Annotated in this window: 5 protein-coding genes; 4 read left to right on the top strand and 1 reads right to left on the bottom strand. The window is 42.8% G+C overall.

Annotation, left to right across the window (positions count from 1 at the left end):
* Positions 1 to 282 precede the first annotated feature (282 nt).
* From asnB to HUJ21_RS11120, 4 genes are all read left to right on the top strand, one after another.
* Entirely contained in the window at positions 283 to 2,169 is a 1,887-nt protein-coding gene (gene asnB, locus HUJ21_RS11105; protein WP_291369749.1) for an asparagine synthase (glutamine-hydrolyzing), read from the top strand.
* A gap of 337 nt (positions 2,170 to 2,506) precedes the next feature.
* Positions 2,507 to 2,839, top strand: a complete 333-nt coding sequence (locus tag HUJ21_RS11110; protein WP_291369751.1) for a hypothetical protein — start codon at positions 2,507 to 2,509, stop codon at positions 2,837 to 2,839.
* A 43-nt stretch (positions 2,840 to 2,882) separates the two neighbouring features.
* Positions 2,883 to 4,022: a glycosyltransferase gene (locus HUJ21_RS11115; RefSeq protein WP_291369753.1), complete on the top strand. Its 1,140-nt coding sequence runs from the start codon at positions 2,883 to 2,885 to the stop codon at positions 4,020 to 4,022.
* A gap of 10 nt (positions 4,023 to 4,032) precedes the next feature.
* Positions 4,033 to 5,013: a glycosyltransferase family 4 protein gene (locus HUJ21_RS11120; protein WP_291369755.1), complete on the top strand. Its 981-nt coding sequence runs from the start codon at positions 4,033 to 4,035 to the stop codon at positions 5,011 to 5,013.
* 174 nt (positions 5,014 to 5,187) lie between these two features.
* Here the strand turns inward: HUJ21_RS11120 and katG are convergent, their stop codons facing one another.
* A complete protein-coding gene (katG, locus tag HUJ21_RS11125) occupies positions 5,188 to 7,428 on the bottom strand; it encodes a catalase/peroxidase HPI (protein WP_291369757.1) in 2,241 nt (746 codons plus the stop codon).
* Positions 7,429 to 7,883: the final 455 nt, after the last annotated feature.

The following is a 7,883-nucleotide window of genomic DNA, read 5'->3' on the forward strand; positions in this document are numbered from 1 at the left end:
CTTTGCGTATATAAATATGAATCTTCGATTTCTATTAATTTTTTCGGTGGTTTTCCTCTGTAAAATCGGAATTTAATACGTCATCGGTAGAATTAACAATTTAAAAAACGCAGAAATCGGGATGACGATGTGGTTTATTATCATGTTGAATTTCAGTGATTTAACGAACACGTCATCGGTAGCCCCAGCGCTTCTGCTTCCTGAGCCTGCCGAAGGGATTGGTTTTTCGATTCAAACTCATTCTGAATAACATTATTTCAAACCCTTTAAATAATTGTTTTTATGTGTGGAATTGCAGGAAATATAAACAGTAAGTTATTACCTGAGCATATTGATCTGATTCATCACAGAGGGCCCGATGAGAGAGGGCTTATTCAGACCAGTATGGGGCCTCATCGTGTGTTTCTGGGCCATACCCGGCTATCTATATTAGACCTTTCCGAAGCCGGAAGTCAGCCCATGTTTACAGATTGCGGCAATTATGGCATCGTATTTAATGGAGAAATCTACAATCACTTATCATTAAGAGAAGAATTGAAGGGAGTTTCTTTTAAAGGCCACTCTGATACCGAGACGATATTGTATTATCTTAGAGCATATGGTATTGATGCGGTAAAGAAGTTCAACGGTATTTTTGCCTTTGCTTTTCTGGACAAGAAAAAAGAAAAGTTATTTCTTGTTCGTGACCAGTTTGGCGTTAAACCGCTATACTATTTTAGCCAAGGGGATAAATTAATATTTGGCTCTGAACTGAAAGTCATAAAAAATAATACAGACTATTCCAGGGGAATTGATACATCGGCACTTAATACTTACCTGACCTTAAATTTTAATCCTGCCCCTCAAACACTTTTTAAGGATATCAAAAAGCTTGAAGCAGCTACTTATTTGGAATACAGTAAAAATGGCAGTCTTCGTTTTGTCAGGTACTGGGACAAAACCCAAAAGATCGATCATACCATCAGGTTAGATGATGCCATCCTGGAATATAAAAGATTATTGGAGCAGGCGGTAAAGAGGCAGCTTCTGAGTGATGTTCCGGTAGGTTTATTGTTAAGCGGCGGCCTGGACTCTGCAGTTTTAGGATATTTAATGAGCAACAATTCATCCAGCCCCATTCAAACCTTTACAGTGGGATTTAAGGGAAAGGGAAAATTCAATGAATTGGAAGATGCCCGTGATACTGCCAAATGGATCAATGCGGATCATCAGGAAATCTATCTCAGCCGGAAGGAGTATATGGCCTACTATTTCAAATCCTTTTATTATACCGAAGAGCCCATTGCTGCCCCCCCGGTACCTGCCCTGTTTCACGTGTCCAAATTGGCATCCCAGTCGGTTAAAGTGGTGCTTAGCGGGCAAGGTGCCGACGAACCGATGGCCGGCTATAACAGGTATAAAGGAGAAAAAATTATAGGCGATTATCAAAAGATATTGTCCTTGCTGCCCTTATCTCTCCTTTCGAAAATTTTCCCCACCAATCATAAACTAGACAGGGTAATTTATTCTTCGCAGTTTAAAAAGCAATTAGAACGCTTTATTGGAATTTATACCCTGTTTACCCCCTCTTTGAAAGCGGATTTATATCAGGATAGTTTGCATCCTTTAATCCAGGATGACCAGAAAGCTGCTTTTGAAAACCTATACAACCGGGCAGACCCTTCCGGTAGTTCATTGTCCAAGCTGCTCTATATCGATACCCGTAGTTTATTGCCGGATCAGCTCCTGTTGTTTAACGATAAAATTACCATGGCCAATTCTATAGAAAACAGGGTGCCCTTTTTAGATATTGATTTAATAAACTTTATAGAAACCCTGCCCTTAAAAATGAAATTGAATGGACAGGTGACCAAGTTTGTGCTCCGCAAAGCCGCTGAGCAATGGTTACCTGCATCGATCATTAATAGAAAAAAGAGGGCTTTTGAAACGCCTATTGGAGCCTGGTTTAAAAAGGAGCTTTCCGATACCTTACTGCAATTAGTAGAAAGTTCAGGTTCCTTTAGTCGGAATTATTTTAATATTAAATTTATTGAAAAAATGATTTGGATGCATGTGTCCAATAAGAAAGATTATACCAAACACCTTTTTATGATCCTTTCATTGGAACTGTGGTACAAAAATTTTTATCTCACCAATGAATTGAAAAAGTATAAATTCAGCTCTCTTTAAAAAGCTACTAACTTGAGTTCGATTGAATTTCGTTAAAAAACCGTCATCGGAAAATAGGCAAATCCCTCCTCCGCGGCGGAGGGCAGAGTCGGGAGGAATTTTTTACGCAAAAATGAAAATCACCTGTAACTCCAAACTTTTCCAAAGTTTAGAACTTTGGAAAAGTTAAGCCTGGATTTCCAAATCGATCGCAACCAAAATCCCTCCGCCGCGGCGGAGGGTAAGGGGGATTTTTTCGGTAACATCATAAATATCCATTTAATTGTTACTAATTATATCGATGCCGGGCGCTACTGTCACGGCGAAAATTAGCATTTTATAAAACGCAGAAATCGGGATGAGGGTATTTGTTTATAACTATTTAAAAATCATCATGGTAAATAATAACCCATCGGTAGACTTAAAGATGGTTTTGAGCGGTGAAAGCCGTGGGAATCTCTGGCCAAACGAGACTGCCATACCCTTTCCCAACTCCAATACCCAGGCCAAAGGGTTCCCAGTGACGCTTCAATTGGTTTTTATTGACGATCTTAATTCGAACAAAATTGTTTTAGCGAATCCATCAGGCAAAAATGATGGATGTCTGTGCTACGGCAAGCTGATTTTACTTTATTGGATCATAGAGACTTTTTGTCCTGTCAATTTACAATCAACATGGATTTCAGTTTAGCTTCCATACTGGGACTAATCGGGCAAAGCTTTAGTGAAAGATCATGAACCCTCCACCAAAAATAAAGGTATTAATTGTAAACAGGGCCCAATATGGTTATCATGTGGACCCCTACAAATACAGTGTTTACTTAAAAAAAGATTTTAACATTACCCACCTTTCCTGGGATTACGGCCTGCCCCGTATCCATCAGGAGGGAATAGAAATCAAGTATATTTCAAGAAACGGCAACTCCCTACAACGGTATGTAAGATTTTTGACCGCTGTCCATAAGGAGATCCGGAATCATCCCTATGACCTGATTTTCATGGTTTATTTTGTGGGCTGCTCCATCATCAGGTGGCTCAATACCTCGAGGACATTCATTGTGGACATCCGGACCGCCACAGTTGATGATAGCCCCCTTCAAAACCGTTTGAAAGACATTTTATTGGTAAATGAGTGTAAGGGTTTTGAGCATATCAGTATCGTAAGTGAGAATCTGGCCAGAAAAATTGGGCTAAAAGACGCGCACATTTTACCCCTGGGAGGAGAATGTTTTTCAACTGAAAATTCCAAGAAAGACGGCCTCTATCTGCTATATGTAGGAACATTGGAAAACAGAAACATGATGACTTTTATTAAAGGCTTTCATCAATTTTACCTGGGATCACTTGGAGAAAATATAAACAGGCCACTCCATCTTACCATAGTGGGAAATGGTCCCGGAGATGAGTTGAAGGAAATAATGGCCTATATTCAAAAAAACAACCTTCAGCAGGTCATTTCCACCGAAGGTTACGTTCAAAACGACTTATTGCAGCCTTACTTTGAAAAGAGCAATATAGGGGTTTCCTATGTGCCGATTACCCATTATTTTCAAAACCAACCTCCTACAAAAACCTATGAATACCTGCTTTCAGGCCTGTCAGTCCTGGCAACTGCTACCCATGAAAATGCAAAAGTTATTAATGAAAAAAATGGAGTGCTGATTCAGGATAAAACGGCAGATGTGGTTTCGGGTCTTCAACTTTTGGTACAGCGCATGGAAAAGTATCAACCTGAAAAAATCAGGAAACAAATGTCGGGTCACTTATGGGAGAAAATAGCACAGGAAAACCTTAGACCTTACCTGATGGGTCTGGCACAACCCAGGGAAAAAAACTTAAGCAGAAGTAACCGCGGACACTTTGTAAAAATGTAATCACAAAACCATGAAAATCTTATTTATAACCAATATGTATCCTACTCCAAACCATCCATCGGATGGGATTTTTATTAAGGAACAAATTGAAAATGTTCAAAAAGAGGTGGACCTGGAAGCTGAAATCTTTTTAATTGACGGGATCCACCGCGGTAAATTGGAATACCTGAAGTCAATTTTCATGATCCCATTTAAGCTGGCCACCAATAAATATGACGGGGCACATATCCACTATGGTATTTCTGGAATTTTCTTATTGTTTTTCAGGCCAAAAATAAAAAAAATCATGACTTTACATGGTTGTGATATACAAAGTTGGGGCAGCAATTACTGGCATGTTTGGATAACCAAAAAGATCCTCAAAAAAGTTGATTTGGTTTTTGTACAAAATCAGCAAATGAAAATGGAAGTGGAAAACATCAACCCAAATGTTGAAATTTTGCACTGCGGCGCCAACCCATTGTTTTTTTCGCCTAAACGGAATCATGTAAAAAAGAGAACCGATGACTTTATGGTATTGTTTCCCGCTAGTCCCAAGCGGGAGGTGAAAAATTTCCCCCTGTTTTTGGAAGTAATGGATTCCTTAAAGCAATTGGGTATAAACAATATACAACACCAATGCATGGAGAATAGGAGCAGGGAAGAGGTGAGGGATGTCTTGTTGGCGTCAAATTGCCTGTTGATGACGTCTATTTCTGAAGGCTCCCCCCAGGTAATCAAAGAAGCACTTTATTGTGACCTTCCGGTAGTGTCTGTACCGGTTGGGGATGTAGGCGAAATCCTTGATGGAATCCCAAATTGCAAGGTGGCTTCCTCCCACAATAAAGAGGAGCTGGCCGAATTGGTAAAATCGACTTTATTGGAAGATTATGCCCCTATCAGAGAAACATTTTTGAAAAAAGTTGAATATAATATTTGTCATGTGGCAAAAAGGTTGTCAGAATGGTATAAAAAGCTTCTGGTTGAAGATAAGCCCCCTGTAAAAATATAAACCTGTGCTAAAGCCATTTTATTTTCACGCCTGCTGCCCTAAGCATATACTGAATAAAGGAAGTTGGCGGGGTCGATCTGCTTTTCCACAGGAATGATTAACGAATTATCCATAAAAAAAGGGTGATCTGGAAACGGATCACCTTTTTTTATTAAATCGAAATTCGCTTTAGCTTTAAGACAGATCGAATCTGTCCAGGTTCATGACCTTATCCCAGGCGGCGACAAAGTCCCGTACAAATTTTTCCTTGCCATCACTGCAGCCATACACTTCAGCTATGGCCCTTAACTCTGAATTGGAACCAAAAATAAGGTCTACACGGGTACCCGTCCACTTGACCTGTCCGGTTTTGCGGTCCCTGCCTTCAAATACCTTGTCGGAATCATCCTTTGCCTTCCAGCTGGTTCCCATATCCAGTAAGTTGACAAAGAAATCATTGGATAGTTGACCTGGCTTATGGGTGAAAACCCCGTGGCTGGATCCGTCAAAGTTGGTATTCAACACCCGCATGCCACCCACAAGGGCGGTCATCTCCGGTGCAGTCAGCGTCATTAACTGTGAGCGGTCAACGAGCATTTCCTCTGCAGCTACCTGGTGCATGGAAGCCTGGTAGTTACGGAAGCCATCCGCAGCAGGTTCCAGAATGGAAAAGGACTCCACATCTGTCTGCTCTTGGGTGGCATCTGTCCTTCCGGGAGTGAAAGGCACTTCCACCTCATGACCGGCTGCTTTAGCTGCTTGCTCGATTCCTGCACAACCTGCCAGTACAATAAGGTCTGCCAGGGAAACCTTTTTGTTGCCGGATTGAGATCCGTTGAAAGTTTCCTGTATGCCTTCCAGCTTATCCAGTACCTTGCTCAACTGACCTGGGTTGTTTACTTCCCAATTCTTTTGCGGGGCAAGGCGGATTCTGGCACCATTGGCCCCTCCTCTTTTGTCTGATCCACGGAAAGTGGAGGCAGATGCCCAGGCGGTTCCAACCAGTTCAGAAACAGTAAGACCGGTATCCAGAATTCTCTTTTTCAGATCAGCAATATCCTTACTGTCTATCAACTCGTGATCCACTGCGGGCACTGGATCTTGCCAGATAAGGTCTTCCTGTGGTACTTCCGGTCCCAGGTAGCGCGCCTTTGGCCCCATGTCCCGGTGGGTCAGTTTAAACCAGGCCTTGGCAAAGGCATCGGCAAACTCATCAGGGTTTTCATAAAAGTGTCTGGATACCTTTTCGTATTCCGGATCCATTCTTAGTGCCAGGTCAGTAGTCAGCATAAAGGGAGCATGACTTTTTGAAGGATCGTGTGGATCAGGCACGGTACCTGCACCCGCCCCATCTTTTGGTCGCCATTGATTGGCACCAGCGGGGCTTTTAAATAACTCCCATTCGTAGCCAAACAGGTTTTCAAAGAAATTATTGCTCCATTTTGTGGGAGTGGTGGTCCAGGCTCCCTCCAGTCCACTGGTAATGGTATTGTTGCCGTTACCAGATCCAAGGGTGGTTTTCCAACCCAGTCCCATCTCTTCTATGCCTGCAGCTGCAGGCTCCGGACCTACATATTGGGTGGGGTCTCCCGCTCCGTGGGTTTTACCGAAAGTGTGTCCACCGGCGATCAGGGCAACGGTTTCGTAATCATTCATGGCCATTCGGCCGAAGGTTTCACGGATGTCACGCGCGGCGGCTACCGGATCCGGCTTACCATTCGGACCTTCAGGGTTCACATATATCAGACCCATTTGTACCGCCCCCAGAGGGTTTTCCAGTTCCCGGTCTCCGGTATATCTTTTGTCTCCCAGCCACTCGGCTTCAGAACCCCAGTACACGTCTTCCTCTGGTTCCCATACGTCTTCCCGTCCACCGGCAAAACCATAAGTTTCAAGGCCCATGGATTCCAGGGCCACATTTCCGGCCAGGATCATCAAATCTGCCCAGGAAAGGTTCTTTCCATATTTTTGTTTCACAGGCCAGAGCAGGAGCCGGGCCTTGTCCAGGTTGGCATTGTCCGGCCAGCTGTTTAAAGGAGCAAAACGTTGGCTGCCTGTGCCACCGCCTCCACGGCCATCGGAAATCCGGTAGGTACCGGCGCTGTGCCAGGCCATCCGGATGATAAAGGGACCATAATGGCCATAATCTGCCGGCCACCATTCCTGGGAGGTAGTCAGGACTTCTTCCAGGTCCTTTTTTACCTCAGCCAGATCCAGGGAATTGAAAGCGGCTGCATAGTCAAAGTCTTCTCCCATGGGATTGGACATGGATGAATGTTGTCTGAGTATGTTTAACTTCAACTGATTGGGCCACCAATCGCGGTTTCTTGTGCCACCACCGGCGCTTTGTTTCAATGCTCCTCCGTGGAAGGGACATTTTGCCATACTATCATTGAAGTCTGATAGCTTTGCATTTGGGTTTGTGTTTTTTTCCATAACTAAGAATCGATTTATTTTTGAGCTTTACGTTCTACAATGTACCAATTTTTTTATGCATGTAAATTTTTTTTCGATAGAAAAAATCTATGAGACTTATCTGTTCTCTATGATTGGATTTAGTATGCTATTTTGGAGGCCTTGAGACGGTAATTTGCCGGGATGCCTGGTGAAAGCTGAATTGGAGCCATTTCGACGGGCTGATAAAACTCTCCGGTAATACCGTGACCGTAAATCCGAACGTATCCAAATCCCTCCGCCGCGGCGGAGAGTGGGGGGATTTTTATGAAAATGGAAAATCGATCGAGAAATTAAAAATAGGGTTTGTGAGACAGGTTTTTAAAGTTTTTTTTATGGCTTAAAAATTTGAGTTCTCGTTAGAATCCCCCTTAACCCCTTAACAATGCTATTAAGTTAAGAAAAAAAGTGGCTTTATAAGCAAAATAAGCCGATTT

It is taken from the genome of Cyclobacterium sp. (assembly GCF_014762705.1).
GTDB lineage: Bacteria > Bacteroidota > Bacteroidia > Cytophagales > Cyclobacteriaceae > Cyclobacterium.

Excerpts from the sequence above, each read along its gene's own strand:
- katG (WP_291369757.1), bottom strand. The coding sequence starts at position 7,428 with ATGGAAAAAAACACAAACCCAAATGCAAAGCTATCAGACTTCAATGAT.
- HUJ21_RS11115 (WP_291369753.1), top strand. The coding sequence starts at position 2,883 with ATGAACCCTCCACCAAAAATAAAGGTATTAATTGTAAACAGGGCCCAA.
- HUJ21_RS11110 (WP_291369751.1), top strand. The coding sequence starts at position 2,507 with ATGAGGGTATTTGTTTATAACTATTTAAAAATCATCATGGTAAATAAT.
- asnB (WP_291369749.1), top strand. The coding sequence starts at position 283 with ATGTGTGGAATTGCAGGAAATATAAACAGTAAGTTATTACCTGAGCAT.
- HUJ21_RS11120 (WP_291369755.1), top strand. The coding sequence starts at position 4,033 with ATGAAAATCTTATTTATAACCAATATGTATCCTACTCCAAACCATCCA.